Here is a 26787-nt window from a genome sequence, read left to right on the forward strand (position 1 = left end):
GGGGACGAACATGAAGAAACACGGCGATATCGGCGGCTCGACCGCGCGCCTCTCGGGCGGAGTCGCCCTCGTCGCATTTTGCGGGCTGCTGGGCGTTCCGGCCACGGCGCTGGCGGATACGGCGAGCGAGATCAAGGCGCTGAAGGCGGAGCTCAAGCGGCTCGAGGCCAAGGTCTCGCAGCAGGCCAAGGACAATGCGCAGGTCAAGAATGCGCTGAATTCCGCCAAGGCCGCGCCCACCAACGCCCCGCCGCCGGTCTTCGTCTCCTTCCGCAACGGCCTCTTCGTCGAGACCGAGGATCAGGACTTCAATTTCAAGGTCGGCGGGCATCTGCAGATCGACGGCGGCTTCGCCTCCTCGGCCGACACCATCTCCCGCTCCAATGTCGGCTTCCGCCGCGCCCGCCTCGAGATCGAGGGCAAGGCGTTCAAGAACTGGTTCTACAAGGTCCAGTACGACTTCACCGGCGCCGGCGTCGCCGGCATTCGCGATTTCTATCTCGCCTATCGCGACAAGCTGCTCCCCTCGGAGATCAGCTCGCAGCCCGTCACCTTCCAGATCGGCAATTTCCGCGAGCCCTTCAGCCTCGAATCGACCGAATCGTCGAAATATTTCACCTTCATCGAGCGCTCTCTGCCCTCCGTTCTCTCGCCGAGCCGCCACACCGGCGCCGCGGTCGCCGTCGGCGACAAGCAGTGGAGCGTCAAGGCCGGCATATTCTCGACCAGCCCGCAGGACACGGCGACCGCCCCGCCCACGGGCGAATCGCAATATTGGGATGCGGCCGTGCGCGGCGTCTATGCGCCGATCACCGAGGAGGACAAGCTGCTCCATCTCGGCGGCTCCTTCAAATATCACAAGCCGAACAACACCACCGCGGCGACCGACGCCGCCAATCTGCGCCCCGGCCAATCGCCCGAGCGCGAGGAGACCGACGTGCTCGGCGGCGGCGGCGCGCTCACCCGCGTCTCCGCGGCGCAGGATCTCTCCTGCGGCGCCTCGGCGGCCAGCCTCAACATCACGACCACCGGAGCGGGCCAGCTCATCGCCCCCTTCGCCCGTCGCTCGAGCTGCCTGAAATATTCCTACAACTACGGCTTCGAGGCCGCCGCCGCCTATGGCCCGGTCTCGCTGCAGGCGGAATATATCGCCGCCCAATATGAGCGCGACTTCACCAACGCCCTCATCTTCGGCAATGGCGGCGGAACCAGCCTGCGCTATAGCGGCTATTACGTTCTCGGCTCCCTGTTCCTGACCGGCGAGTCCCGCGCGGCCTCCTACAAGGGCTACGACAAGGACTTCAACACGCCGGGCAGCTTCGGCGAGGTTCAGATCAAGAACCCGCTGAACAAGGGCGGCTATGGCGCCTTCGAGCTGGCGGCGCGCTACAGCGAGATCAATCTCAACAATGGCGGTCTCGTCGACGGCAGTTTCGTCTATGCAGCGACCGTGGCCGGCAACGCCGCGCAGAAGGCTCTGGCCAGCACGGCGACGCTGGGCGGACGCCAGGACAATTTCTCCCTCGCGCTGAACTGGTATCCGGTGAAGGGCGTGCGCTTCCAGGCCAATTGGACCAAGACGCTGACGCTGGTCGCGCCCTCCGACCGCCCCTATCTCAATGGCGACCGGCCGAGCCTCTTCCTCGCGCGGGCGCAAATCTACTGGTGAGAGGCGCTCGATCGAGGCGTCTTATATTACGCCCCAATTCATGCGGCCGCCCCTTCGGGCGGCCGTTTTTTTGGGCGATGCGACGCAGCGGCGGACGTTTGCATCCTGTAGAAAACATAATATCAAATTAAGAAATTCGCGTCGCCGATTCGGCGCAGCGTAGGTAATCGGCCTATTTACTTAAGCGTAAATACGTAATTCGATTCCTTTTTGCTGCGGCGGATCTCGAATATGTCCAATATATTCCGTATTTTTATTGTCATCGTGACAGTCGCGCAAAGCGTCGCCGCGGGGCGCGCCGAAGAGCTTCCGAAACGGCAGGCCGCGCCCGTCGAATATGTCCGCATCTGCGACCAATATGGCGCGGCCTTTTTCTATATCCCCGGCAACAACACCTGCCTGCGCATCGGCGGCACCGTCGTCGCCGAATGGCGCTCTTGGAGCACCTCCTACCGAATGTCGCGCAGCATCATCGCGACCGACAATCCTTTCGCCTTCGGCCCCAGCATCAACTCGAATCCGCTCGGCATTCCGGGACATGTTCCCATCCTGGGCTATTCCAATCCGCGCAGCGGCGACAATTCCGGCTTCGTCGGCCTCGGCCGGGTGGAGATGGACGCGCGCGCGCCGACCGACTACGGCACGATGCGCGCCTTCGTGCGGCTCGAATCGCAATTCGGCTCGGACAGCAGCGCCGCGACCGGCTCGATCAGCGGCTCGCAATATTTCGGCGCCGCCAATTACTCCAATGGCACTGTATTCCGCACGACGGCGCGCGAGACGACGATCCTCAACAAGGCCTTTGTGCAATTTGGCGGCGTTACCGCCGGCCGCGTGCAGTCCTTCTTCGATTTCTACACGGACAATATCGATTGGGAGGCGCTGCGCGGCTCCAACGCCACCGTCGGCGCGCTGGCCTATACCTACAGCTTCCGCGACGGTGTCTCTCTGAGCTTTTCTCTCGAGGACAATGTCTCGCGGCGCGGCTTCGTCGGCTCGACCATCGGCGCCTTCAATTATGTGGCGGCGGTCTACGGCCTCTCGGGCGCGGCCGCGGACGCCGCCGCAGCGGCCTGGGGAACGCGCTTCACCGGCGTGCCGGACGGCGTGCAAATTCCAGAGATCGTCGGCGCCTTCCGCATCGACCAGCCCTGGGGCGCCGTGCAGCTGTCCGGCGCGGCCCATCAGCTGCGCACATCCACCTACACGCGCAACGCCACAGTGGCGACGCCCGTCACCGGCCTGCCGCTCGGCACCGCCATCCCCGTCGTTTCGCAGGAGGATTACGGCTATGCGTTTCAGCTCGGCTGGCAGTTCAATCTCGACAAATTCGCCCCCGATATTTTTTCCGAGGGCGACAAATTATGGGTGCAGGGAACCTACGCCCGCGGCGCCGTCGGCTATCTGATGGGCAATAATCTCAGCTTCAACGGCGGCCCCGTGAACGGCAACGCCTTCTACGGCTATGGCAATGGCGGCGTGAAAGCCAGCAACGGCTGGGAGTTTCTGAGCTTCGACTGCATATGGACCGCCGCCGCCCATTGCGACAAATCGATCGGCTGGGTGGGGCTGGCCGCCTTCAAGCATTATTGGACGCCGACGCTCTCCTCCGGCGTCTACGGCTCGCTGATGGAGCTCTATTACAGCCCGAGCTCCATCGCCGATTTCGGCGGCGGCGTCGGCGCCGTGAACACGACCGAATATCGCGTCGGCTCCAATCTCGTCTGGACGCCGATCAAGAATTTCGACCTCGGCGGCGAGCTGATGTATCTGCGCGACAATCATCACAGTCGGCCGGTGGGGCTCGCGCCGGACATAGCGCTGTGGTCGGTCGGCCTGCCGTCATGGAAGGGCGCGAATGCGACGGTGGAGGGCCGCCTGCGCCTCCAACGCTCCTTCTGACCTGCTGGGCGTCGCCTCAACCCGCGCGCGGCGTGAAGACGCCGTCCGCCTCCATCATCTCGAGCAGCATGCCCTCGCGCAGGCCGCGATCGGCGATGCGGGTGCGGGCCGCGGGGAAGACGCGGCGTATCGCCTCGAAGATCGCGCAGCCGGCGAGCACGAGATCGGCGCGCTGCGGGCCGATGCAGCCATTGGCGGCGCGCTGATCGAAATCCATGGCGCGCAGCGAATCGATGGCGCGCGTGGCGTCCTCGTCCGAGAGCCAGAGCCCGTCGACGCGCCAGCGATCATAGCGCTCGAGGCCGAGATGCACGCCGGCGAGCGTCGTCACCGTGCCGGAGGTGCCGAGCAGATGGAAACGCTCGCAGCGCCGCTCCGCCGCCGTGCGCTCGGCGAAGGCGGCGAGCCCCTCGAGCGCGCGCGCCGTCATCGCCTCATAAATGTCCGGCGTCACGCTCTTGCCGCCGAATCGCTCCGCCAGCGAGACGACGCCGAGCTCGAGCGAGGTCCAATGGCGCAATTCGCCGCCCTGCGCGTCGCGCGTCAGCCACACGAGCTCGGTGGAGCCGCCGCCGATGTCGAAGAGCAAAATGCTCTCCGCGCGCGGATCGGCGAGCGAGCCGCAGCCGCGCGCGGCGAGGCGGGCCTCGGTCTCGCGATCGATGACCTCGAGCAGCAGGCCGGTGCGCTCGCGCACGCGCTCGACGAATTCCGCGCCATTATCGGCTGCGCGGCAGGCCTGGGTGGCGATCAGCCGGGCGCGGGAGACGCCACGGGCGCTCATTTTCTCGCGGCAGACGTCCAGCGCCTCCAGCGTGCGCTCGATCGCCTGCTCGCAGATGCGGCTCGAGGAGCCCATGCCTTCGCCGAGCCGCACGATGCGCGAGAAGGCGTCGACGATGCGCAGCATGTCCGTCTTGCGCCGGGAGCGCTGCTCCGGCCGGGCGATCAGCAGCCGGCAATTATTGGTGCCGAGATCGAGCGCCGCATAGACATGATCGTCGCGCCGCTCGCCCGGAAGGCGAGCGCTCCGCGCGGAGACGTCCGCAGCGCAAAGGGGATCAGATGGGCGGACAGGATCGCCCGCGCCGTCCACGGATGCGCGCGCCCCCGCTCCAGCGCGCGGCGCCTCGCCTCCGCCCAGGCCCCCGCCCCAATGTTCCGGCTTTTTCAACCCGCCTCCCGATCGGCCTTTTTTCCTTCGCGCCGCCGCGCCGCCGATCCCCGTCTCGACGAACTCTCATGGCCGATCGCGGGAAGTGTAGCAAGGCCGGCGCGAATGCCAAGGAGCGCGTTTACGGGCCGCGCCGGCGGGCGCGAGCGAGGCCATCGTGAAAACCAGCAAAGGCCGCGCCACGAACCGCGCCGATCAAACCGCGCCGATCATGTTGACAGAGGCGCATCCTCTCTTTAGATCACCGCGACGCGCCGCTTCGCCGCGCGACCGTTGGGGGATAGTTCAACGGTAGAACAGCGGACTCTGACTCCGTTAATCTTGGTTCGAATCCAGGTCCCCCAGCCACAAATGCTTGCCCTTTAAAATCAGCTTGTTATGCAAATGCCGCGAAGAGATGCATTCTTTGGGGGGCTTGATCTTGCTTGTTTTTCTCGTTTGAATCCAAGTCCCTTGTCGATTGCCGAGGTTCATTGAGCCCAATTGAAAAGGCCGCTCATAATGAACTGACCCCATTTAGTTGGACGGTTTAAGGCTAAAGCCGCGCACGACAGAGCTCTATGGTCGCGCCGGCGATGTTGAATATTGAGGAGCGCTGGAGGAGCTCAATCTTCGGAAAGATCGGCGAATTTTGGCGATACGCATTTGCGTATAAGGCGCAATTATACGGTTGCGCGTATAAAATGTGTATATGCGCAATTGCGTATATTGGCAATTTATCGTCTCTATGTCATATTTCTCAAATGGATATGATTGCCCGCACGACAAAGCAGGTTGGGACCGTTTTGCGCCGTTGCCGTCGCCAGCAGAAGCTGACGCAGGACGAGCTGGGGCGCAAAGTGTCCGTGCGGCAGGCGACGATCTCAAAACTGGAAGCGGGCGAGCCTGCGACGCAGCTACGCACGCTGATGGATACACTCGCTGCCCTTGATCTCGAATTGGTCATTCAACCCCGGAGCAAGGCAGCAATTACGGAGATTGAGGAGGGCTTCTGATGGCTCGCCGTCCTCGACCGCCGCTCAACGTCTATTTGAATAACCGCCTTGTTGGCCGCCTTCGCCGCGAAAGCAGCGGAGCCATCGATTTTCGCTATGACGAAAGCTGGCTCGATTGGGAGGGGGCCATTCCCGTATCGCTTTCTTTGCCGCTGCGCGAAGATCGCTATATCGGCGCGCCAGTGATCGCGGTCTTTGAAAATCTTTTGCCCGATAATTTAGATATTCGGCGACGCATCGCCGAGCGATCAAACGCAGGCGGTTCCGACGCTTACAGCCTGCTTGCCGCGATTGGGCGCGATTGCGTCGGGGCTCTCCAGTTCGTTCCCGAAAATGTGGAGCCTACACATGCGGGACAAATCGACGCGCGTCCGGTCTCCGATGACGAGGTTGCGGCGATCATCGCTGATCTCGGACGCAATCCGCTTGGGGTGGGGAGCGACAGCGAATTCAGGATTTCACTCGCCGGCGCGCAAGAGAAGACAGCCTTGCTGTTCCTTGATGGCCGCTGGCATGTCCCGCACGGCACGACGCCGACCACCCACATCATCAAGCCAGAAATAGGCCTATTGCCGAACGGCCTCGATCTCTCGTTGAGCGTCGAGAACGAGTATTTCTGCCTCCGGCTCGCTGCCGCCTTCGGGCTTCCGGTAACTAACGCTGAAATGGCGGAGTTCGCCGGGAAAAAGGCGCTGGTCGTCGAGCGCTTTGATCGCTTGTGGACCAAGGATCAACGGCTGCTGCGGCTGCCGCAGGAAGATTGCTGCCAGGCTTTGTCGGTGCCACCGTCGCTGAAATATCAATCCGACGGTGGCCCCGGACTTGTGGACATCGCAGGCTTGGTGAAGGGAAGCGACACGCCGCTGGACGATCTGCGGCTTTTACTCAAAGCTCAAATCGTTTTCTGGCTGCTCGGCGCGACCGACGGGCATGCGAAGAATTTCAGCCTGCGGCTCGCGGCGGCCGGGCGGTTCCGGCTCGCGCCACTTTACGACATCATGTCGACGCAGCCGAACCTGGACGCTAGCGAGATCGACCGAAAACAGATGCGCATGGCTATGTCGGTCGGCAAGAACAGACATTATATCGTCGACACAATCGTCGGGCGGCATTTCGAACAGACGGCGGCACTTTGCGGTTTTCCGGTGCAAGAGCTGTCATTGATTATGGACGAATTGACGGAAGCGGCATCGTCGACGATCGAGGCCACTCTTTCTCGTTTGCCGGCGAATTTTCCGGAATCACTCGCCGCCTCGATTGTCGAAGGTGCGACGAAACGACTCAAGTCGTTGCATGCGTCCGGAGACGAGTGAGGAGATCGGGCAGCTCATTTTGATGCGTCAAAAAAGCGTACGGCGTGGCTCTGTTTTGACGAGTTCGAGAGTCTTTTGTTGGCCGGCGTCGATTTTACGAAAAAATTGGCATCATGGAGCTGGTCTTGCGCCGATCTCAAATGCGCCTTCGTTCCAAAAGTGTTGAATCATAACGCGAATTTTCTGTATGTAATCAAGTGTTGCAGCCATTTACGTCCGAGCTTTCGCAGAAAGCTCGCGGCCGAGCTCTCCTCGCCCGCCTCTCGCCTCCTCACTCGAAGGTCACGCTCAGCCCGTGGCGCTCGAGCTCTTCTTCTATCGCTTCGAGAATCGACTGCAGCTCGACGATGTCGATGGGGATTTCCTGGTCGGGCGCGTCCCAATGGTCGATGTCGTCGAGGCGAATGAAGAAATCCGTGTCCTCCTCGGCGTCCGGGGGCGGCGCGCTATTGGCGATGGTCAGCACATGGCCGCCGGAGAGGACGCGAATCGCGCCTTCCGTCATCTCGATCTGGATCGATTTGCGCCGCGCCATGCAAAATGCTCCCGCTTCAGCTCACTCTACGATCAAACCGGCCCGCACCGCCACTTTTCGCATCAAGGTCGGCAGCCCTTCCTCGGAAAGGCGCGCCAGAGGCGTCCAGCGGCCGTTCTCGATATGGGGCGGCGGCGCCGGAAGCGTCGCGGCGAATATGGTCAGCCGCAGCGAAAAATGCGTGAACACATGCTCGACCTCCCCCGGCAACGCGCGCCAGCGCGCCGCGGCGGGCTCATGGGCCTGGGCGCGGGAGGGGTCGAAATCGACGCGAAAGGGCGTCGAGGGAAATTCGCTCATGCCGCCGAGCAGGCCGCGCGGCGGCCGCGTGCGCAGCAGGGCCGCGCCGCCGCAGGTGAGGACGAAGGCCGCGCCGCGCCGCAGCGGCTTCTCGAGCTTTTGCGCCTTTACCGGGAAGCGCTCGGTCTCGCCGCGCCGCGCCGCCTCGCAGCCGGATGCGAAAGGGCAGAGATCGCAGCGCGGCCCGCGCGGCGTGCAGACCGTCGCGCCGAGATCCATCAAGGCTTGCGTGAAATCGCCGGAGCGCGCGGCTGGAAGCAGCGTTTGCGCCGTCTCGCGCAATTCGCGCTTGGCCTCGCGGATCGGGCGGTCGATGGCGAAGAGCCGAGCGACGACGCGCTCGACATTGCCATCGACGGCGACGCAGGGCGCGTCGAATGCGATGGCCGCCACCGCCGCCGCCGTATAGGGGCCGACGCCGGGCAGAGAGAGGAGATCGCCCTCCTCCCGCGGGAAGACGCCGCCGCGCTCGAAAGCCACCTGCTGCGCGCAGGCGTGGAGATTGCGGGCGCGGGCGTAATAGCCGAGGCCGGCCCAGGCTTTCATCACCTCCTCCAGCGGCGCCGCGGCGAGCGCCTCCACGCTCGGCCAACGCGCGAGAAAGCCGAGGAAATAGGGCTTGACCGCCTCGACCGTCGTTTGCTGCAGCATGATCTCCGACAGCCAGACGGCGTAAGGGTCGGCCCGCTCGCCGGGCGCTGCGCGCCAGGGCAGATCGCGGCGACGACGGTCGTACCACGACAGCAGCGCGCGCGGATCGGGCCGCGGCGGCGATTTTGCGGGCGACCTTGCGGCCGACGACTTGGCGGGGGCTCTCGGCATGGGCTAACCTGTCCTTACCGAGATCAGAGCCGATCGCGCAAGGAGAGAGCATGACCGAAGCGGCGGCCGGACGCTCGAAAATGCGGCGATCGCGCCTCCTCGGCGAATTCGTCGACAAGACGCTCGATCCTCTCGCCGCGCGCCAGGGCTTCAGCGAAAGCTCGCTGCTGCTCCGCTGGGAGGCGATCGTCGGCGCGCGCGTCGCCGCCATTTGCGAGCCGGTGAAGCTGCAATGGCCGCCGCGCGCCAAAAGGCGCGCGACCGACGAGAACCAAGCCGGCGGCAAAAGCCGCCCGGCCGAGAAGACAGACGAGCCGGCGACTCTGGCGCTGCGCGTCGAGCCGGGCTTCGGCCTCGACATTCAGCATATGAGCGCCGCCATCATCGAGCGCGTGAACACGCATCTCGGCTGGCGCTGCGTCGCCAAGATCACGATGAAGCAGGAGCCACTCGCCCCCCGCCGCGTCCGGCCGACGAAGCCGCCGGTCGATCTCGCAGCGCGCCGGCAGGCGGAAGCCGTGACCGAAGGCGTCGCCGACGAGAGGCTGCGGGCCGCGCTGGTGGCGCTGGGCGAGCGCGCGCTGGCCAAGCCGGCCCGCTGATTATTGGATGATCCAATAAGCGTCGGGATCGCCGCGCATATGCACCTTCACCAGCCGGCTGAAGGGCGGAACCACCTCGACGATGATGTCGCCGCCGAGCACGCGGCAATCCTTGCTCTTCAAGCCGCGACGGATGATCTCGCGCGCCGCCTCGAGATCATATTGCTCGGCGAGATCGACGACGCGCTGCATATCCGCGCGCTCCTTGCAGCCGGCATAGCCCGGAAAGCCTTCGTAGATGACGGCGACCTCGACGGCCGCCGCGGGCGCCAGAAGAAAAGGCGCGAGCGCCGCGCCGAGAATGAAAGAGAGCTTCATATTCGTCTCCAATGAAAAATCGGCTCGCCGTCAGGGGACGCGCACGCATTCAAAAAAGGACAGCCGGACGATCATCGACGCCGAGGCGAATCACTGCGCGCCATGGTCGCTCATTCGGCGAAAAAATTCCGTTGTGGATTATCGAAATCGCTCGACCGCATAGGGCGCCGGATCGGTGAAGGGCGCCTCCCCGGTCATCATCTCGGCGAGCAGCCTGCCGCTCACCGGGCCGAGCGTGAAGCCATGATGCTGATGGCCGAAATCGAACCAGAGGCCCTGATGGCGGGGCGCCTTGCCGATGATCGGCAGCATGTCCGGGAAGCAGGGCCGGCAACCCATCCAGGGCTTGGGGTCCAGCCGCTCGCCGAGCGGGAACAGCGTGCGCGCGAGCGCTTCGTCCTTTCCCACCTGCACGGGCGTGGGCTTGGCGTCGCGGCGAGCGAATTCCGCGCCAGTGGTGAGGCGCACGCCGCGCGTCATCGGCGCCAGCACATAGCCATTGTCGGCGTCGAGAACGGGATGGAAAAGCCGCGCGCCCTCCTTGGTTCCGTAATGCATGTGATAGCCGCGCTTGACCGCGAAGGGCAGATCATAGCCGAGCGGGCGGAAAATCTGGTCGGACCAGGGGCCGAGCGCGACGACGACATCGCGGACAATCAGCGCGCCATCATGCGTGGGCACGCTCCAATGTCCGTCGCGCGTCTGCGCGAGGGCGCGAACGTCGCCGGCGAGGAAACGCCCGCCGCGACGCTGGAACAGCTCCGCATAGGCCTGCGCCACGGCGCAAGGATCGGCGACCGAGGCGGTGTCACGAAAATGCACGGCGCCGACGACAGGCGCTATGTCGGGCTCCAGCGCCGAGAGGCCGGCGGCGTCCAGCTCCTCGACGCGCAGCGAAAAGTCGCGCAGCCGGGCGGCGTCGACGAGCCCTTTGGCGAGGCTTTTCTCGCTGCGATAGAGCTTGATCCAGCCGGTGCGGCGCACGATGTCGCCGGCGCCCGAGAGCTGGATCAGCGCGTCATGCTCCTCGAGGCAGCGCTCGACCAGCGGCAGCGCGTCCAGAGCGTGATGCTTGGCGCGCTCCGGCGCGCTCTCGCGAAAATAGCGCCACAGCCAGGGCGCGACGCTGGGCAGGGCCGAAAAATGATAATGCGCCTGCGGCGAGAGATTGAGCGCATAGCGCAGGAGATCGCCGAGATCGCGCGGGAAGAGATAGGGGAAGACGGAGGCGCGCTCGATGAGCCCGGCGTTGCCGAAGCTCGTCTCCAATCCGGCCGCGCCATGCCGATCGACGAGGACGACGTCGCGCCCCCGCGCCTGCAGATGCAGGGCGGCCGAGACTCCGACCATTCCCGCGCCCAGCACGGCGACATCGGCGGTCTGCTGCATAAGGTCCTCCGGGCGAACACATTCTGAAACCGAGATATGGCGGCCCGAGCGGGCGAACGCCAGCGCTGGCGTTGGTTCATCCGCAGCAATATTTCGGCCAGAGAGGGTGTCTCGAATTCCGGCGGTCCGGCCGGCGAAGGCGGCTCAAATGACCTCGATGAGGCTTTCGCCTCGCTCCAACGCCGCCAAAATCTCGGGAAGCATCGTCTCGAACCAGGCCAGAAGCTCCCGCTTCCGCGTGTTCGGAACCCGCACCCAGACGACTGGCGGTCCGCCACTCTCGAGCGCTTTCCGCTGCGCAAAATCCTCGTCTTTGGAGATAACGACGGCGCCGGCCGCGAGAGCATAGCTCCAGATCGAACTGTCGCTGGCGTCTCCGAGACCGACATCCCCGACGTGCTCCGCCTCATGTCCCGCCGCGGAGAGCCAACGCGCAAGCGCCGGCGGCAGCTGCGCATCGACGAGAAAACGCATCAGGCGACGCGCAGGATCGGATGATCGCTCTGGCGCGCGGCGAATTCGAGGACCGCAATGATATCCGCCGCCTCGAGCAGCGGATAATCCTCGAGAATCTCCTCATTCGAGGCCCCGGCCGCCAGAAGGTCCAGAACGTCTTTGACGCGAATGCGCAGCGAGCGGATACAAGGGCGTCCGCCGCATTGCTGCGGATCGACAGTGATACGCTCGAGCTGGCTCATTTCGACCTCCGGTTCCCTTTCAATATATCGCGAGGCGCGCTCGGGGTCACCCGGGCCTTCGCCCGGAACGCCAGCCCCGCACCGCGCCTTGCTATCTTTAGGATATGTTCACCACGAAGACTGGAAGCGGAGCCGGCCCCGCCCCCTTCACTCCACCCGCGGAAGGGCCTAAACGATCGTCTTCCCGCCGAACCGGCCGCACGAAGACTTTTCCAAAGGACGCCCGAGCCCATGATCCCTCGCTATTCCCGCCCCGAGATGACCAAGATTTGGGAGCCGCAGGCGCGCTTTCGCATCTGGTTCGAGATCGAGGCCTATGCCTGCGACGCGCTCGCCGAAATCGGCGTGATCCCCAAGGAGAGCGCCAAGGCGATCTGGGACAAGGCCGATTTCGTCACTTTCGACGTCGCCCGCATCGACGAGATCGAGCGCGTGACCAAGCATGACGTCATCGCCTTCCTCACCCATCTCGGCGAGTTCATCGGGCCGGATTCGCGCTTCGTGCATCAGGGCATGACCAGCTCCGACGTGCTCGACACATGTCTCGCCGTGCAATTGGCGCGCGCCGCCGATCTTCTCATCGCCGACGTCGACGGTCTGCTCGCCGCGATAAAGCGCCGCGCTCTCGAGCATAAATATACGCCGACCATCGGCCGCTCGCATGGCATTCACGCCGAGCCGACGACCTTCGGCTTGAAGCTGGCGCAAGCCTATGCCGAATTCACGCGCTCGCGCGAGCGGCTCGTCGCCGCGCGCAAGGAGGTTGCGACCTGCGCCATTTCCGGCGCCGTCGGCACTTTCGCCAATGTCGATCCGCGCGTCGAGGAGCATGTGGCGAAGCAGCTCGGCCTCGCGGTGGAGCCGGTCTCCACGCAGGTCATTCCGCGCGACCGTCACGCCGCCTTTTTCGCGACGCTCGGCGTCGTGGCGTCATCGGTGGAGCGGCTCGCGATCGAGATTCGCCATCTGCAACGCACAGAGGTGCTGGAGGCGGAGGAATATTTCTCGGCCGGGCAGAAGGGCTCCTCCGCCATGCCGCATAAGCGCAACCCCGTGCTCACCGAAAATCTCACCGGCCTCGCGCGGCTCGTGCGCGGCATGGTGACGCCGGCGCTGGAAAATGTCGCGCTGTGGCATGAGCGCGATATTTCGCACTCTTCCGTCGAGCGCAATATCGGCCCCGACGCGACAGTGACGCTCGACTTTGCGCTCTCGCGTCTGACCAGCGTCATCGATCAGCTCATGATCTATCCCGAGAACATGCAGAAGAATCTCGACCGCCTCGGCGGGCTCGTGCATTCGCAGCGCGTGCTGCTGGCGCTGACGCAAAAGGGCGTCTCACGCGAGGATGCTTATTCGCTGGTGCAGCGCAACGCCATGCCCGTGTGGCGCGGCGAAGGCGAGTTCCGCAAGCTGCTCGGCGCCGACGCCGAGGTGATCGCGAAGCTCTCGCCCGCGGAGCTCGATGAATTGTTCGATCTCGCCTATCACTTCAAGCATGTCGACACGATCTTCGATCGCGTGTTCGGCAAGGCGTGACGCTGCTCGCGGACGCTCGCTCCGCAAAACCCGACAATCGCCGCGCGTCATCGCGAGCGGAGCGAAGCGATCCAGAGCCATGGGGCGGCTCCTGGACTGCTTCGTCGCTACGCTCCTCGCAATGACGGCGAACCGATCGTCCGCAAAAGCCTTCCTGCTCGCGCGCTCCGCCCGACCTACGCCGCCCTCACGCCACCGTCTGCTTGCCATTCTCGTCGAACAGCACCTCGGTCTCGTCCTCGCCCATCAGAATGAGCGCGCGGGCGAGACCGCCCTCGGCGCGATATTCATATGCGTGGCGCAGCTCCACCTCGCCATAGACCATCTTCTCGCACAGAAGCAGACGCTCGGCCTCGTCATAGCGGGCGCGAAAGAATGTGTTGCGATTGTTGAGGTCGTTCGGATCGAGCGGCGACGTCAATTTGAGCGGAAGGCTCACGCCGCTATAGGTAAGGAAATAGTAATAACCGTCACTGTCCGCTTGCATGCGCTTCTCTCCCGTCGGACCGGCATTGGCGCTCCCGCCGGCCTCGTCGGAGCCATTGCGTAGCGCGCCGCGCGCAAAAAGAAAACCGCCTCGCTGCGACCAATTCTGCGCTTGACGAAATCGAGAATCGAGATCACCATTTCATCATCGCGTCACAGGGGGCCGCGGGAAACGGCGAGGAGCCGAGAACCGTGCGAACCGATCGAGCGGGACCTCGAGGGATGAGAACGCGATGGGCGGGCCGGCGTGGCAACGCACGCAGGCCTCGAGTCGAGCGATACATGCGAGAGGAGCATGACGCCACCGGGTCACACCGTTTGACCTCAGCCGAGGTCGATGGCGCAGCGAAGAAATCGAGCGCAGATTTCCTCGGGCGCCGACATTCGTGACATCCCGACGGGCGGCGAAACGCGAAGGCCAAGCGCGACGCCTCCCAATCTTCCGAATCTGGAGCTTTCCGGAGATTCGCATTCTGCGAAACAAGCGGCCCCGCCAGCCTCAGCGCTGCGGGGCCATCTCATGACATCCCCTCTTCTACCCTCGCCCGCCGAAATCATTTGTAATTGGTCCGCATATTCGCTAGCGCCTGCCTGCGGCGCAGCGTCGCGGAGGCGTCGGTTTGAAAATCGTCATCGTCGATGAAAGTCCGGTGCGCGCTGCGATCCTCGAGGATGGATTGCGCGAGGCCGGCTTCACCAATGTCGAGCGCATCGCCGAGATGCGCAGCCTGCTCGCGCGCATCTATGCGATCGACCCCGACGTCATCCTCATCGATCTCGAAAATCCGAGCCGCGACATATTGGAGCAGATGTTCCAGGTGAGCCGCGCCGTGCGCCGGCCCGTCGCAATGTTCGTCGATCAGAGCGACGCCGCCTCCATTCAGGCCTCCGTCGACGCCGGCGTCTCCGCCTATATCGTCGACGGGCTGAAGAAAGAGCGCATCAAATCCATTCTCGATCTCTGCGTGTCGCGCTTCAACGCCTTCTCGCGTCTGCAGGACGAATTGGCGCGCGCCAAATCGGAGATCGAGGAGCGCAAGACGATCGACCGCGCCAAGGGTCTTTTGATGAAGGCGAAGAACCTCAGCGAGGAGGACGCCTATCGGCTGATGCGCAGCACGGCCATGCGCGAGAAGAAGAAGATTTTCGAGATCGCCCAGGCGATCATCACCGCCTCGGAGCTGTTCAAATGACCGCGGAGCGCGAACATTTACGCATCGGCTTCATTCCGCTCGCGGACGCCGCCTCGCTCTTCGTCGCCGTGGACAAGGGTTTCGCCGCGCAGGAAGGGCTGGACGTCGAGCTCGTGCAAGAGATCTCCTGGTCCAATGTGCGTGACAAGCTCAATATCGGAATGTTCGACGCCGCGCATCTTCTCGCGCCCATCGCCGTCGCTTCCAGCCTCGGCGTCGGCCATGTGAAGACGCCGATTGTCGCGCCCTATAATCTCGCCATGAATGGCAACGCCATCACGATCTCTCCCACGCTGCATGAGGCGATGCGGGCGCGTCTCGACGGCGATGCGCTCGATCCGCTGGCCACGGCGCGCGCGCTCGCCCGCGTCGTCGCCGATCGCAAGGCCGCGCAGGCGGAGCCGCTGACCTTCGGCATGACCTTCCCCTTCTCCGGCCATAATTACCAATTGCGCTATTGGATGGCCGCCGGCGGCGTCGACCCGGATGAGGATGTGCGCCTCGTCGTGCTGCCGCCGCCCTATATGGTCGGCAGCCTGGCGCAGGGACATGTCGACGGCTTTTGCGTCGGCGCGCCGTGGAATTCGGTCGCGGTCGATCTCGGCGTCGGACATATTCTGCATTTTTCTGTCGAGCTGTTCTCGCGCTGCGCGGAAAAATCGCTGGCCATGCGCGAGAGCTTCGCGCTCGAGCACCCGAATGTCGTCGCCGCTCTGCTACGCGCTCTGCATCGCGCCGCGCGTTTCATCGGCGAAGCGGATCCGCATGAGATCGCAGCGCTGCTCGCCCGGCCAGATCGCGTCGGCGTCGGCGCAGATGTGATCTTGCGGACGCTGCAAGGCCGGCTCAAGATCACGCCCGGTGGCGCGACGCGCGAGAATGCGCGCTATCTGCTGCTCGGCCAGGAAGGCGCCGAGCGGCCGGACCCCACCCAGGCCGCATGGCTCTATGCGCAAATGGCGCGCTGGGGACAGGCGCCCGTCTCGGCCGCCCTTCTCGACGCGGCGAAAGCCGTGTTCCGCGCCGATCTCTTCGACGCCGCTTTGCCTGCAGCGCCGCGCCCCGGCGACGCCATCGGCGCCTTTTGCGGCCCGGAATTCGATGATCGCGACCTCGACGCCTATCTCGCCGCCTTCCCCATTCGCCGCGCGCCATAGCCTGTTTTTTATCGGTTCGGCGCCCGCCTATTGGGCAAGGCGCCGATACAGACGTCGCGCCTCGCCGTGACGGTTCCGCCGAAATACGTTGAATTACAAATGAATGCAGGCTCACGGCCTTTTGGCGCGCAGCTTGCTATATTCTTCTCGACGATGCGCCTCGCGCATCTTTCCATTTGTCCAACGACGGACGAACAGCAACGCCGCTGTCCCAGGGAGCTCGAGCGCCATGCGCTCTCCCGAGGGAAGCGGCTTTTTGCGTTTCGCGCCGTCGACCAAAGGACGGCGCCGACTCGCCCTGACCGATGCGCTCGCAGCGCGAAGAGGACGACGGTGACGATGACAGACGAAACAAGCTCAGCGAAGACCAATGCGGCCATGACGCTCGATCGCCGCGCGCTGCTGCGTGGCGCCGCCGGCGCCGCCGCGAGCTTCGCCGCCATTCGTGCGGCCTTCCCCGCCGGCGCCTTCGCGCAAGGCGCAGGGCCGGAAACGACGAAAGCGATCCTCGGCTATATCGCGCTGGTCGACGCCGCGCCGCTCATCATCGCCAAGGAAAAAGGCCTTTTCGCCAAGCATGGCATGCCGGATGTCGAGGTCGTCAAGCAAGCGTCCTGGGGCGCGACGCGCGACAATCTCGTGCTCGGCGGCGCCGCGAACGGCATAGACGGCGCGCATATTCTCACGCCCATGCCCTATCTCATCACCACCGGCAAAGTGACGCAGAACAACACGCCGACGCCGATGTACATACTCGCGCGCCTCAATCTCGACGCGCAGGGCATTTCCGTCGCCAATGAATATAAGGATCTGAAGATCACGACCAACGCCTCGGCGCTGCGCGACGCCTTCGCCAAGAAGAAGGCTGAAGGCAAGGAAGTGAAGGTCGCCATGACTTTCCCCGGCGGCACGCATGATTTGTGGCTGCGCTATTGGCTCGCCGCGGCCGGCATCGATCCCGACAAGGATGTCTCGACCATCGTCGTGCCGCCACCGCAAATGGTGGCGAATATGAAGGTCGGCAATATGGACGCCTTTTGCGTCGGCGAGCCGTGGAACGAGCAGCTCGCCAATCAGAACATCGGCTACACCGCCTGCGCGACCGGCGAAATTTGGTCGAAGCATCCAGAAAAAGCGCTCGGCCTGCGCGCTGATTGGGTCGACAAAAATCCACGCGCCGCACGCGCGCTCACCGCCGCTGTTCTGGAAGCGCAGCAATGGTGCGACAAAATGGAGAACAAGGCCGAGCTCGCGGAGATCGTCGGCAAGCGCCAATGGTTCAACGTGCCCGTCGCCGATATCGTCGGCCGCCTGAAAGGCGATCTCAATTACGGCAATGGACGCATCGAGAAAGGCACGAAGCAGTTCATGAAATTCTGGCGCGACGCCGCCTCCTATCCGTTCAAGAGTCACGACGCCTGGTTCGTCACCGAGGACATTCGCTGGGGCAAGCTCGAGCCGACGACGAATATCAAAGCGCTGGTCGACAAGGTGAATCGCGAGGACATTTGGCGCGAGGCGGCGAAGTCCATCAATGTCCCCGCCAAGGAAATTCCGACATCGACGTCGCGCGGCAAGGAGACCTTCTTCGACGGCAAGGTCTTCGACCCTGAAAATCCGCAGGCCTATCTGAAGAGCCTGTCCATCAAACGCGCGCAAGTCTGATCGAAGAGGCCGAAATGACGATGCAAATCACCAAGGACGCTCTCGTCGACGCGGCGCAGGCCGACGATCGCTCGATCGACGAGCTCTATGCGCGCCGGCGCACGCCGCTCATCGAGAAGCATGGCGCGCGCATTCGCGCTTTCTTCGCCGCCGTGCTGCCGCCGATCATCGTGCTCGCGATATTGCTCGGTCTCTGGCAGCTTCTCTGCATCAAGCCGACATCGGCTCTGCCGTCGCCGTCGCGCATATGGAGCGAGGCGAATGATCTCATCCTGCACCCGTTCTTCGTCGCTGGACCGCAGGATATCGGCCTCGGCTGGCGCGTGCTCACATCGTTGCAGCGCGTCGCCGTCGGCTTCGGCCTCGCCAGCGTCGCCGGCGTGCTGCTCGGCGTCATCGTCGGTCAATCGCGCTGGGCGATGCGAGGGCTCGATCCGCTGTTCCAAGTGCTGCGCACCGTGCCGCCGCTCGCCTGGCTGCCGATCTCGCTCGCGGCGTTTCGCGACAGCCATCCTTCGGCGATCTTCGTGATCTTCATCACCTCCATCTGGCCGATCATCATCAACACCGCCGTCGGCGTGCGCAATATTCCGCAGGATTATCGCAATGTCGCCGCCGTGCTGCGGCTCAATCACCTCGAGTTCTTCTGGAAGATCATGATTCCCTCGGCCGCGCCGTATATTTTTACCGGTCTGCGCATCGGCGTCGGCCTCTCCTGGCTCGCCATTGTCGCGGCGGAAATGCTGACCGGCGGCGTCGGCATCGGCTTCTTCATCTGGGACGCCTGGAACTCCTCGCGCCTGTCCGACATTTTCGTCGCCCTCGCCTATATCGGCGTCACCGGCTTCGTGCTCGATCGCATCGTCGCCGCGATCGGCGCATTCGCCACGCGCGGCGCGCAAGCTTCCTGAAAGGATTCGCCATGAGCTATCTTCGCATCGATCATGTCGACAAAATCTTCGCGAGCGGCGCCCGCACGACGAAAGTGCTCGAAGCCGTCGATCTTTCCGTCGAGAAGGGACAATTCGTCACCATCATCGGCCATTCCGGCTGCGGCAAATCCACTCTGCTCAATATCGTCGCCGGGCTGGTGAGCGCGAGCGCCGGCGGCGTCGTGCTGGAGAATCGTCAGGTCGATACGCCCGGGCCGGATCGCGCCGTCGTCTTCCAGAACCACTCACTACTGCCTTGGCTCACCGTCTACGACAATGTGCGCCTCGCGGTGGACAAGGTGTTCTCGCGCAAAAAAAGCCGCGCCGAGCGCCATGATTGGACCATGCGCAATCTCGAGCTCGTGCAGATGACGCATGCGAAGGACAAGCGTCCGAGCGAGATTTCCGGCGGCATGAAGCAGCGCGTCGGCATCGCCCGCGCGCTCGCCATGGAGCCGAAGGTTCTGCTGCTCGACGAGCCCTTCGGCGCGCTCGACGCGCTCACCCGCGCGCATCTGCAAGATCAGGTGATGGCGCTGCATCGCACGCTCGGCAATACGGTGATGATGATCACCCATGATGTGGACGAAGCCGTGCTTCTCTCCGACCGCATCGTGATGATGACCAATGGCCCCTGCGCCACCATCGGCGAGACGCTGGATGTCGCTCTGCCGCGCCCGCGTGATCGCGTGGCTCTTTCCACCGATCCTCTCTATCTCGAATGCCGACGCCGCGTGCTGCAATTCCTCTATGAGCGTCATCACTACGTCGAAGCGGCGTGAGGCGAGCGAAAAATGAGCGAGCCTCTCGTCATCATCGGCAATGGCATGGCCGCCGCGCGTCTCGTCGACGAATTGTCGAAGCGCGCGCTCGGCCGCTACGCCATCGCCGTCATCGGCGAGGAGCCGCGCCTCGCCTATAATCGCGTGCAGCTCTCTTCCGTGCTCGCCGGCGACGCGGACATGGCCGAGATCGAGCTGAGGCCCGCGAGCTGGTGGCGCGACCGCGGCGTCACGCTTCTCTACGGCGCCAAGGCGCGCGCCATAGACGTCGCGACGAAGAGCGTGTCGCTGGAGAATGGCGAGAACATCGGCTTTTCCAAGCTCGTGCTCGCAACCGGCTCCCGCGCGCTGCGTCTGCCGCTCCCCGGCGCGCAGCTATCCGGCGTTCACGTGTTTCGCGACGGCGCCGATGTCGACGCGCTGAAGCGCCTCGCGGCGCAGCGCAAGAAAATCATCGTCATCGGCGGCGGCCTGCTCGGCCTCGAAGCCGCCTATGGCCTCGCCAAAAGCGGCGCCGAGGTCACGCTCGCGCATGTCACCGATCGGCTGATGGAGCGGCAGCTGGACAAGGAAGCAGCCGAGCTGCTGAAGCTGCTCATCGCGAGCCGAGGAATAGAAATTCTGCTGGAAGCGCGCACGACAGGCATCATCGGCGACGAATGCGTCCGCGCGATAGAGCTCGCCGATGGCCGCCGGCTCGCGGCCGATGGCGTCGTCTTCGCCGCGGGAATTGCGCCCAATATGGAGCTGGCGCGCGACGCCGGCGTGAGCGCGCAAAGAGGCATCATCGTCGACGATCATATGGAAACCAATATCCGCGACATTTTCGCGCTCGGCGAATGCGCTGAGCACAGAGGCGTCTGCTATGGCCTCGTCGAGCCCGCCTATGAGCAGGCGCGCATCCTCGCCGCGAGACTCTGCGGCGAAAGCGATATTTACGAGGGCAGCGTCGTCTCCACCAATCTGAAGGTCTCCGGCGTCAATGTCTTTTCCGCCGGAGATTTTATGGGAGGCGACGGCGCCGAGACGATCTCCTGGCGCGACTTTGGGCTCGGCCTCTACAAAAAGCTCGTCATAGAGAATGGCCGTCTCACCGGCGCCGTGCTCATCGGCGACACCAGCGCGGCGCTCTGGTGCCTCGAGCTCATTCGCTCGCGCGCCGATGTGACGCAATGGCGCGATGCGCTGATCTTCGGCCGCAGCCTCTGCGAAAGAAAGGCGGCATGACCATGGCCGGCGATTTCACTGCCGAGCAGAAACGCTATCTCGAAGGATTCGCCTCCGGCTTTCAGGCCTCGCGCGCGCGACGCGATGCGCCGACGAAGGAAACGCCAATCGGCCCCGACGCCATTCATTTCGCGGCGCAGGATCGCGCAATCGCCAATGGCGGCGCGCTCAACGAGCAAGAGAAGATCAAGCGCGAGGAGCATCCATTCGACGCCTATGCGCGTCTCGTCGCGCAGGCGAAGCGCAATGAGCCGCCAAAGCCGGCCGATAATTTTCGTTGGCGCTATCATGGGCTGTTCTATGTCGCGCCGACGCAATCCTCCTATATGTGCCGCCTGCGCATCCCCAATGGAATTCTCACCCATTGGCAATTCGCCGGCCTCGCCGATCTCGCCGACGGCCATGGCGGCGGCTATCTGCATGTGACGACGCGCGCCAATCTGCAAATTCGCGAGATCGAGCCCAAGAGCGCCGTCGCGATGATCGAAGGCGTGCAGAGCCTCGGCCTGTGGACGCGCGGCGCCGGCGCCGACAATATTCGCAACATCACTGGCGCGCCGACCGCCGGAATCGATCCGCAGGAGCTCATCGACACGCGCCCCTTCGCGCGCGCGATGCATTTTCATATTCTCAATGACCGCTCGCTCTCCGGCCTGCCGCGCAAATTCAACATCGCTTTCGATGGCGGCGGCCGCATCGCCGTGCTCGAGGAGACCAATGACGTCGCCTTTCAGGCGATCGAGATTCGCGACGGACATGGGATCGCGCCGGGCGTCCACTTTCGTCTCGCGCTGGGCGGCATCACTGGTCACAAGGATCTCGCGCGCGACACGGGCGTGATCGTTCCGACGGACGAGGCCATCGAGATCGCGGACGCCATATTGCGCGTCTTCATCGACGCAGGCGACCGCACCAATCGCGCGCGAGCGCGATTGAAATATGTGCTCGATCAATTGGGCTTCGATCGATTTCTGACGCTGGTCGAGGAGAAGCTCGGCCGTCCGCTGCTGCGCGCGCCGCAAGAAGCGATTGCGCAACGGCCTGGCTTCGACAGGCTCGCGCACATCGGCGCGCATGCGCAGAAAGAGGCGCAGAAGAGCTGGATCGGCGTCGCATTGAAGCTCGGTCGCCTGACGAGCGACGAAGCGCGCGGTCTCGCGACGATCGCGCGCGAGCTCGGAGATGGCGACATAAGGCTCACTGTCTGGCAAAATCTGCTCATTTCTGGAATTGCCGACGCGCGGATCGACGAGGCGCTCGCGCGGATCGAAGCGCTCGGCCTTGCGACAAAGGCGTCGCCGCTCCGCGCCGGTCTCGTCGCCTGCACGGGCAACGCCGGCTGCCGTTTCGCCGCCGCCGACACCAAAAAGCACGCGGACGAGATCGCCACGCATTGCGAGGAGAGAATAGAGATCGACACGCCGATCAACATACATTTGACCGGCTGCCGTCACTCCTGCGCGCAGCATTACATCGGCGACATCGGCCTTGTCGGCGCGCGCGTGCCGATCAATGAAGAAGGCGATACGGTCGAGGGCTATAATATGGTCGTCGGAGGCGGCTTCGGGACGGAAGGCGCGATCGGCCGCGAGCTGCTCGAGAATGTCGCGGCGACAGATGCGCCGCGCAAGATCGAGAGCCTGTTGCGCGCCTATCTCGCACATCGCGCGACCTGCGCAGAGAGCTTCGCCGCCTTCACGCGGCGCCATGACGCAGAGGCATTGCGACGATTGATCTTTGAGGCGGAGCAATGACCAAGATCACGCAGCCGCAACGTCTCGATCTCATTCCGCCTTCGGCTCCCTTCTCCGAGGAGCAGCGCGCGTGGCTCAATGGCTTTTTCGCTGGTCTGATGTCGATGGACGACGCCGGCGTCGTCGCTCTGTCGCCAGCGGAAAATGCGGCCCTCGCCGGCGACGCCGATGACGGCGCCGCGCCCTGGCATGATCCGACGCTGCAATTGCAAGACCGCATGACGCTCGCGCAAGGCCGTCCGTTGCATCGAAAGATGATGGCCGCAATGGCGCAGCAGGATTGCGGCCAATGCGGCTATGATTGCCAAAATTATGCGGAGGCGCTGTTCGCCGGCAAGGAGGAGCGTCTCAATCTCTGCGCGCCCGGCGGCAAGGACACAGCGCGCATGTTGAAGACGCTCGCGCAAGAACGCGACGCGGCGCCATCCGCCGAAGATGCGAGCCTGAAGGCGCGCGGTGCAGAGCCGAAATCAGACCACGCGCTTTCCAGCGCGCATCCCAAGTCCGCGCCCGGCCATTCGCGCGACAATCCGGTCGAGGCGATATTTCTGTCGCGTCGGAGGCTGAACAAGCCGGCCTCGGAGAAGGAGACATGGCATATAGAGCTCGATCTTTCGAAGAGCGGGATCGATTACAGCGTCGGCGATTCGCTCGGCGTCTTCGCGCAGAATGATCTCGGCCTCGTCGATCAGATCATCGCCATGATCGGCGCCTCGCCGCTCGCGCCGGTGAAGGGCAAAAGCCTGCGTGAAGCGCTGCGTGACGATTGCGCGCTTTCGCCTGCGCCCGATCGGCTGTTCGAGCTGATCTCCTTCCTCACCGGCGGCGAGACGCGCGCAATGGCGCGCGCGCTGGCGCAAGGCGAAGATAGCGACAATGACGCCGCCGATCTCGACGTGCTGGCGGCCTTGATGAAATTTCCCGGCGTGCGGCCGCATGCGGAAGCTTTCGTCGAGGCGCTCGAGCCTCTGCAGCCGCGGCTCTATTCCATCTCCTCCTCGCCGAAAGCGGCGCCGGGGCGCGTGTCGCTCACGGTCGACGCCGTACGCTACAAAATCGGCAAGCGCCTGCGCAAAGGCGTCGCCTCCACTTTTCTCGCGGAGCGCATCGAAAGCAACGCGCCGCTGAATGTCTATGTGCAGGCGTCGCACGCCTTCTCGCTTCCGAATGACCCGAATGCGCCGATCATCATGATCGGTCCCGGCACGGGCGTTGCGCCGTTCCGCGCCTTTCTGCAGGAGCGGCAGGCGATCGGCGCGCGCGGGCGCAATTGGCTGTTCTTCGGCCATCAGCGCAGCGATTGCGATTTCTTCTACGCAGACGAGCTGAACGCGATGAAGTCATCCGGCCTGCTGACACGCCTCTCGCTCGCCTGGTCCCGCGACAGCTCCGAGAAATTCTATGTGCAGGACCGCATGCGCGAGGTGGGGCGCGATCTCTTCGCCTGGCTCGCCGATGGCGGGCATATCTATGTCTGCGGCGACGCCAAGCGCATGGCCAAGGACGTCGAGCGCGCGCTCGTCGATATCGTTGCGCAATATGGCGCGCGCGCGACGGATGAGGCCGTCGCCTTCGTCGCCGAATTGAAGAAGAGCGGCCGCTATCGACAGGATGTCTATTGATGCAGCGGGTCGATCCACGCAGCGCCTCGGTCGCGACCATTTGCCCCTATTGCGGCGTCGGCTGCGGCGTGCTGGCGACGCCGGATGGCTGCGGCGGCGCGGCAGTCGCCGGCGATCCCGCGCACCCGGCCAATCACGGGCGGCTGTGCTCCAAAGGCTCCGCTTTGCATGAGACGCTGTCGCTCGACGAGCGCCTGCTGCATCCTATGCTGCGCGACGGGGATGGGCTGCGACGCGCGACATGGGACGCGGCGCTGGATCATGTCGCGCAGGGCTTTGCGCGCATCATCGAAACGCATGGACCGCAGGCGGTCGCCTTCTATCTCTCCGGCCAATTGCTGACGGAGGATTATTACGCGGCCAACAAGCTCATCAAAGGCTTCATCGGCTCGCCGCATGTCGACACCAATTCGCGGCTGTGCATGGCCTCGACAGTGGCGGGACATAAGCGCGCCTTGGGCTCCGATGTGGTGCCGGGATGCTATGAGGATCTCGACTGCGCCGATCTCATCGTCCTCGTCGGCTCCAATGCGGCCTGGTGTCATCCGATTCTGTTTCAGCGCATGTTGCGCAATAAGCAGGAGCGTGGCGCGAAGATCGTCGTCATCGACCCGCGCCGCACGGCGACGGCGGAAGAGGCCGATCTCTTTCTGCCCATCGCGCCCGGCGGCGACGTCGCGCTCTTCTGCGGCCTGCTCGTGCATCTCGTCGCCAATGGCGCGACCTGCGACGACTATATCGCGCAGCATACCGAAGGCTTCGCGCAGGCGCTCGACGCCGCGCGCGAAATCGCGCCGACCATCGCGGCGACAGCAACGGCGACCGGGCTGCGCGAGGTCGATGTCGCGGCTTTCTTCGAGCTCTTCGCGACGACGCCGAAGACTGTCACGGCATTTTCCCAGGGCGTCAATCAATCCGCGCAGGGAACAGACAAGGTCGACGCGATCATTCATTGTCATCTCGCGACGGGACGCATCGGCGCGCCGGGCGCCGCGCCCTTCTCGCTGACCGGCCAGCCCAACGCCATGGGCGGACGCGAGGTCGGCGGCCTCGCCAATCAGCTCGCCGCGCATATGGGTTTTTCGAGCAAGGAAGTCGATCGTGTGCGGCGCTTCTGGAATGCGCCACGCATCGCTGCGCATGAAGGCCTCAAGGCCGTGCAAATGTTCGAGGCGATTGCGCGCGGCGAGATTAAGGCGCTGTGGGTGATGGGGACAAATCCCGCCGTCTCGCTGCCTCGAGCCGATGATGCGCGCGCGGCGCTGGCGAAGCTCGATCTCTTCGTCGTCTCCGACAATGTGCTGTCGAACGACACGATAAACGCCGGCGCGCATGTGCTGCTGCCGGCGCAAGCCTGGGGCGAGAAATCCGGCACGGTCACAAATTCGGAGCGGCGCATCTCGCGTCAGCGCGCCTTTCTGCCATCGCCCGGCGAGGCGAAGCCGGATTGGCGCATCGTCAGCGACGTCGCGACGCGCATGGGTTTCGGCGACGCCTTCTATTTTCGGTCGGCCGCGGATGTGTTTCGCGAACATGCGGCGCTCTCCGCTTTCGAGAATGACGGCGCGCGAAGCTTCGACATAGGCGGGCTCGCAACGCTCTCGGATGAAGCCTATGACGCGCTGCATCCGACGCTATGGCCGATCCGCGCGGGAGAGACGAAAGGGCGCGAACGATTTTTCGGCAAAGGCGGCTTTTTCACCGCCAATGGCAAGGCGCGCTTCGTCGCGCCGGAGCCGCCGTCGCTGAAAACCGCGACGACGGCGGCCTTTCCCTTCCGCCTCAACACGGGGCGCATTCGCGACCAGTGGCACACGATGACGCGCACGGGCAAAAGCCCGCGTCTCGCGCGGCATTCGCCCTTTCCCTTCGTAGAGATTCATCCGGCCGACGCGGCGCCGCTCGGCCTCGTCGACGAGAGCTTCGCCTGCGTTTCGACGCGCCATGGCGAGTGCCTGCTCACAGTGTCCGTCACCGATCGGCAGCGGCGCGGGCAATTATTCGCGCCCATTCATTGGAGCGACGAGACGGCTTCTTTCGCGCGCGTCGGCTCGCTCGTCGCCGCGATCGTCGATCCGCATTCGGGACAGCCGGAAGCGAAGGCGACGCCGGCGCGCATAGATGCGGTCGCATTCAAATCGCGCGGCTTTCTGCTCTCGCGCGCGCCGCTGCGGCCGACGATCGCCGCGCTCGGAACCAAAGTCGCCGTCGCTGGCGGCCATGGCCTTCTCTTCGCCTCGGACGCCGCTCTCGCGTCATGGCGCGATTATGCGGCGTCGCTCGGCTGTGAGGCCGATATTGCGGAATATCTCGACGAGGCGCGCGGAATCTATCGCGTCGCGCGCTTTCGTGAGCAGCGCGTCGATTTCTGTCTCTTCGTCGGAAAAGAGGATGCGCGCGGCGCCTTCGACGCGGCGACGGCGCTGTTCGAGACAGAGACGCTCGGCGTGGAGCAGCGCAAGGCGCTTTTGTCGGGGCGCTCGCCCGACGGCGCGGCGCAGGATGGTCCGATCGTCTGCGCCTGCTTCGGCGTCGGCGCCAGGGCGATCGATACGGCGATCGCGAATGGGGCGCGCAGCGTCGCCGCGATCGGCGAGACGCTGCGCGCCGGCACGAATTGCGGCTCCTGCATTCCAGAGCTGAAGCGCGCCATCGCCGCGGCGCGCGCCTGTTGCGCCGAGTGACGCCCCGTCATTGCGAGGAGCGTAGCGAC

General features: G+C 64.3%; 23 protein-coding genes and 1 tRNA gene. 16 read left to right on the plus strand and 8 right to left on the minus strand.

What is annotated here, in order from left to right; translation table 11 throughout:
* Positions 1–10 precede the first annotated feature (10 nt).
* Positions 11–1669, plus strand: a complete 1659-nt coding sequence (locus ACT53T_RS19835) for an OprO/OprP family phosphate-selective porin (protein ID WP_476162543.1) — start codon at positions 11–13, stop codon at positions 1667–1669.
* 231 nt (positions 1670–1900) lie between these two features.
* Complete coding sequence (locus ACT53T_RS19840) at positions 1901–3571, plus strand: porin (protein WP_476162544.1); 1671 nt, start codon at positions 1901–1903, stop codon at positions 3569–3571.
* Positions 3572–3587: 16 nt separating this feature from the next.
* Here the strand turns inward: ACT53T_RS19840 and ACT53T_RS19845 are convergent, their stop codons facing one another.
* A complete protein-coding gene (locus tag ACT53T_RS19845) occupies positions 3588–4667 on the minus strand; it encodes a Ppx/GppA phosphatase family protein (protein ID WP_476162824.1) in 1080 nt (359 codons plus the stop codon).
* A 352-nt stretch (positions 4668–5019) separates the two neighbouring features.
* Here ACT53T_RS19845 and ACT53T_RS19850 point away from each other — a divergent pair.
* The 3 genes from ACT53T_RS19850 to ACT53T_RS19860 all read left to right on the plus strand — a co-directional run bounded on the left by ACT53T_RS19850 (position 5020) and on the right by ACT53T_RS19860 (position 7053).
* Positions 5020–5093, plus strand: a tRNA-Gln gene (locus tag ACT53T_RS19850).
* Positions 5094–5305: 212 nt separating this feature from the next.
* A complete protein-coding gene (locus ACT53T_RS19855) occupies positions 5306–5740 on the plus strand; it encodes a helix-turn-helix domain-containing protein (RefSeq protein ID WP_476162545.1) in 435 nt (144 codons plus the stop codon).
* On the plus strand, positions 5740–7053 hold the full coding sequence (locus ACT53T_RS19860) for a type II toxin-antitoxin system HipA family toxin (protein WP_476162546.1): 1314 nt from the start codon (positions 5740–5742) through the stop codon (positions 7051–7053). The genes ACT53T_RS19855 and ACT53T_RS19860 overlap by 1 nt, the downstream gene beginning before the upstream one ends.
* Positions 7054–7324: 271 nt before the next feature.
* On the opposite strand, the gene ACT53T_RS19865 is transcribed toward ACT53T_RS19860, so the two are convergent.
* Both ACT53T_RS19865 and mutY read right to left on the minus strand, forming a co-directional pair.
* Complete coding sequence (locus ACT53T_RS19865) at positions 7325–7588, minus strand: Imm74 family immunity protein (protein ID WP_018266782.1); 264 nt, start codon at positions 7586–7588, stop codon at positions 7325–7327.
* 21 nt (positions 7589–7609) lie between these two features.
* Complete coding sequence (mutY, locus tag ACT53T_RS19870; protein WP_476162547.1) at positions 7610–8710, minus strand: A/G-specific adenine glycosylase; 1101 nt, start codon at positions 8708–8710, stop codon at positions 7610–7612.
* Between the two features lie 50 nt (positions 8711–8760).
* On the opposite strand from mutY, the gene ACT53T_RS19875 reads away from it, so the two are divergent.
* Positions 8761–9312 (plus strand): DUF721 domain-containing protein, encoded by a 552-nt coding sequence (locus ACT53T_RS19875; protein WP_476162548.1) that lies wholly within the window; start codon positions 8761–8763, stop codon positions 9310–9312.
* Here ACT53T_RS19875 and ACT53T_RS19880 read toward each other — a convergent pair whose 3' ends face one another.
* From ACT53T_RS19880 to ACT53T_RS19895, 4 genes are all read right to left on the minus strand, one after another.
* A complete protein-coding gene (locus ACT53T_RS19880) occupies positions 9313–9630 on the minus strand; it encodes a hypothetical protein (RefSeq protein ID WP_400769812.1) in 318 nt (105 codons plus the stop codon).
* 138 nt (positions 9631–9768) lie between these two features.
* The gene (locus ACT53T_RS19885) at positions 9769–11019 is read right to left on the minus strand and encodes an NAD(P)/FAD-dependent oxidoreductase (RefSeq protein WP_476162549.1); all 1251 of its coding nucleotides are present in this window, start codon (positions 11017–11019) and stop codon (positions 9769–9771) included.
* Positions 11020–11163: 144 nt separating this feature from the next.
* Positions 11164–11493, minus strand: a complete 330-nt coding sequence (locus ACT53T_RS19890; RefSeq protein ID WP_476162550.1) for a DUF5615 family PIN-like protein — start codon at positions 11491–11493, stop codon at positions 11164–11166.
* The gene (locus ACT53T_RS19895) at positions 11493–11717 is read right to left on the minus strand and encodes a DUF433 domain-containing protein (protein ID WP_476162551.1); all 225 of its coding nucleotides are present in this window, start codon (positions 11715–11717) and stop codon (positions 11493–11495) included. The genes ACT53T_RS19890 and ACT53T_RS19895 overlap by 1 nt, the downstream gene beginning before the upstream one ends.
* Positions 11718–11948: 231 nt before the next feature.
* Here ACT53T_RS19895 and purB point away from each other — a divergent pair, with 231 nt between their 5' ends.
* The gene (purB, locus tag ACT53T_RS19900) at positions 11949–13256 is read left to right on the plus strand and encodes an adenylosuccinate lyase (protein WP_476162552.1); all 1308 of its coding nucleotides are present in this window, start codon (positions 11949–11951) and stop codon (positions 13254–13256) included.
* A 187-nt stretch (positions 13257–13443) separates the two neighbouring features.
* On the opposite strand, the gene ACT53T_RS19905 is transcribed toward purB, so the two are convergent.
* Positions 13444–13743 carry a DUF6156 family protein gene (locus ACT53T_RS19905; protein ID WP_024878631.1) on the minus strand — a complete coding sequence of 100 codons (300 nt, stop codon included), beginning with the start codon at positions 13741–13743 and terminating at the stop codon, positions 13444–13446.
* A gap of 619 nt (positions 13744–14362) precedes the next feature.
* On the opposite strand from ACT53T_RS19905, the gene ACT53T_RS19910 reads away from it, so the two are divergent.
* From ACT53T_RS19910 to ACT53T_RS19950, 9 genes are all read left to right on the plus strand, one after another.
* On the plus strand, positions 14363–14935 hold the full coding sequence (locus ACT53T_RS19910) for an ANTAR domain-containing response regulator (protein ID WP_108916027.1): 573 nt from the start codon (positions 14363–14365) through the stop codon (positions 14933–14935).
* On the plus strand, positions 14932–16092 hold the full coding sequence (locus ACT53T_RS19915) for a CmpA/NrtA family ABC transporter substrate-binding protein (protein WP_476162553.1): 1161 nt from the start codon (positions 14932–14934) through the stop codon (positions 16090–16092). Before ACT53T_RS19910 ends, ACT53T_RS19915 begins: the two co-directional genes overlap by 4 nt.
* 339 nt (positions 16093–16431) lie before the next feature.
* Positions 16432–17757, plus strand: a complete 1326-nt coding sequence (locus ACT53T_RS19920) for a CmpA/NrtA family ABC transporter substrate-binding protein (protein ID WP_476162554.1) — start codon at positions 16432–16434, stop codon at positions 17755–17757.
* Positions 17758–17771: 14 nt separating this feature from the next.
* On the plus strand, positions 17772–18668 hold the full coding sequence (gene ntrB, locus ACT53T_RS19925) for a nitrate ABC transporter permease (protein WP_476162555.1): 897 nt from the start codon (positions 17772–17774) through the stop codon (positions 18666–18668).
* An 11-nt stretch (positions 18669–18679) separates the two neighbouring features.
* Complete coding sequence (locus ACT53T_RS19930; protein ID WP_400769819.1) at positions 18680–19471, plus strand: ABC transporter ATP-binding protein; 792 nt, start codon at positions 18680–18682, stop codon at positions 19469–19471.
* Positions 19472–19483: 12 nt separating this feature from the next.
* Positions 19484–20698, plus strand: a complete 1215-nt coding sequence (locus ACT53T_RS19935) for an NAD(P)/FAD-dependent oxidoreductase (protein WP_476162556.1) — start codon at positions 19484–19486, stop codon at positions 20696–20698.
* Between the two features lie 2 nt (positions 20699–20700).
* The gene (locus ACT53T_RS19940; RefSeq protein WP_476162825.1) at positions 20701–22452 is read left to right on the plus strand and encodes a NirA family protein; all 1752 of its coding nucleotides are present in this window, start codon (positions 20701–20703) and stop codon (positions 22450–22452) included.
* Positions 22449–24074, plus strand: coding sequence for a sulfite reductase subunit alpha (locus ACT53T_RS19945; protein ID WP_476162557.1), 1626 nt, complete (start codon positions 22449–22451; stop codon positions 24072–24074). Before ACT53T_RS19940 ends, ACT53T_RS19945 begins: the two co-directional genes overlap by 4 nt.
* The gene (locus tag ACT53T_RS19950; RefSeq protein ID WP_476162558.1) at positions 24074–26758 is read left to right on the plus strand and encodes a nitrate reductase; all 2685 of its coding nucleotides are present in this window, start codon (positions 24074–24076) and stop codon (positions 26756–26758) included. The genes ACT53T_RS19945 and ACT53T_RS19950 overlap by 1 nt, the downstream gene beginning before the upstream one ends.
* Positions 26759–26787 lie beyond the last annotated feature (29 nt).

The sequence above is a fragment of the Methylosinus sp. DMC45 genome, assembly GCF_056313885.1.